We start from the raw sequence: 1,892 nt of genomic DNA on the forward strand, positions 1-1,892 counted from the left end.
ACATTTTCGATGTTGCCGTTCCGGTCGGGAACGCGGAGGTCCGTCACGATGCATCCGTAGTTTGTCGCCGACAGTTCCATGCCGCGGTCGTTTGTCAACGTAAATAAAAGAACTTCTTTTCCGTTGAAACGAGACCATGTTTCTTTCCTAATCCGCAACCTCTCTCCCCCTCTCCAACGATGGAAAAAGCAACGATTTGATCATTTTCATCATACTATATTTCATTTAGTTTGTATATAACACAAACAAACTTAACCCCAATCACATATGACATCATCCTTTTACCGAACCAGCAACCAGTCCTTCAATAATTCGGTCGCTCAAGAATAAGTATACAATCAAAATCGGCAAAATGCTGATCACCAAAGTCGCGCCGATCGCCCCCCAGTCGGTGAGATATTGGCCGACAAAATTATTGACTCCGACTGTGATCGTTTTCCATTTTTCCGAACTAATGAACGTGTTGACAAACACAAACTCATTCCAATTGTAAATCATGTTAATAATGGCTGTAGTCGCAAGAACAGGCGCTGTCATCGGCAATGTGATGCGGAAAAAAATGCGATGGACAGAGCACCCGTCCATTACCGCCGCTTCTTCGATTTCGCGCGGCAACGACTGATAAAATCCTAGCAAAATCATAATCGTAATCGGCAAGTTAAACATTTTCGATGTTGCCGTTTCGGTCAGGAACGCATAGCCTCGTGACAACACATCCATAGTTCATCGCCGACAATTCTACGCCGTGATCATTGGTCAATGTAAACAAAAGCACGTCTTTTCCGTTATATCCAGCCCATTTCTCATATGTCACTTTCATGTTGCTTCCCCTTCCTTATAACCTTACGATGTTTCCCGTCTTCATCGATGTGCGGCAAGCATCAAGCGCCCGTGCTTGTTGGATCATGCGCTCTGGCGAATACAACAGCGGTGTGCCTTCAAGAACGGCGCGTGAAAAGTGCTCGATTTGCAGCGCGTATTGATCGCCTGACACCGTTTCCTCGCGTACGTTCCCATCAGCCGTTGCGACCGTAATTCGCCCCTCGCCACCATCCACATCCGGTCGATACGCCCGCGAGACAACGATTTTTCCCTTCGTACCCACTACTTCGTATTCGTTCTGAAAGAGCATATCAAAACTGCACGTGAACTGCGCAAGAACACCGTTTTCCATCCTCATCCAACCGTTCGTCGTCAAATCGACCGAATGGTGTGGATCAAAACAAGATTGGACGAACAGCTCAACGGGCTCGGTATCAAGAATGTGTCTCGTCGAATGCACACAATAGCAACCGACATCGAACAGACTTCCCCCGCCAAGCTCATCGTTCATGCGGATATTCGTTTCCCGGTCTTGCAAGTAAAAGGAGAAATGGGAGCGCATGTACTTAACTTCGCCGATCTCGCCAGCGGCCAAAAGCTGTTTGACCCGTTCGTGCTGTGGGTGGAACTGGTACATGAACGCTTCCATGAATAAAACGCCATTTTTCTCGCATTCCTCAATCATGCGCCGGACATCTTCTGCGCATAAAGCGGCAGGTTTTTCACAAAGCACGTGCTTTTTCTTCTTCGCCGCTTTGATCGTCCATTCAGCGTGCAGGCTGTTTGGAAGCGGGATGTACACTGCGTCGACGTCCGGGTCATCAAGCAGCTGGTCATAGCTGTCATACGCTTTCGGAATACCGAGCTCCTTCGCCGCTTGTTTAGCTTTCCCGCTCTCACTCGCAATGGCCACGACTTCAGCGTGATCTGCCCGACGAATGGCGGGAATCATCACGTCTTTGGCAATAGCAGCTGTACTCATAATACCAAAGCGGACTTTACATCCCATATTTCGTATCTCCTTCCCGTTTTCAAAGGGATAGGCTGGCCATCAGACCAGCCTTCACTTC

At 48.3% G+C, this 1,892-nt stretch carries 1 protein-coding gene and 3 pseudogenes; all 4 read right to left on the bottom strand.

Going from position 1 to position 1,892, the window contains the following annotated elements; all coding sequences use genetic code 11:
• Positions 1-158 (bottom strand): annotated as a pseudogene (locus VU18_RS19810) (galactose-1-epimerase); the annotation flags it as partial.
• A gap of 115 nt (positions 159-273) precedes the next feature.
• Positions 274-663, bottom strand: a pseudogene (locus tag VU18_RS08140) (carbohydrate ABC transporter permease); the annotation flags it as partial.
• Positions 662-820: pseudogene (locus VU18_RS17920) on the bottom strand (galactose-1-epimerase); the annotation flags it as partial. The pseudogenes VU18_RS08140 and VU18_RS17920, both read right to left, overlap by 2 nt.
• 15 nt (positions 821-835) lie before the next feature.
• Positions 836-1,831, bottom strand: coding sequence for a Gfo/Idh/MocA family protein (locus VU18_RS08145; protein ID WP_021321565.1), 996 nt, complete (start codon positions 1,829-1,831; stop codon positions 836-838).
• Positions 1,832-1,892 lie beyond the last annotated feature (61 nt).

This window comes from Geobacillus sp. ZGt-1, assembly GCF_001026865.1.
Classification (GTDB): Bacteria; Bacillota; Bacilli; order Bacillales; family Anoxybacillaceae; genus Geobacillus; species Geobacillus thermoleovorans.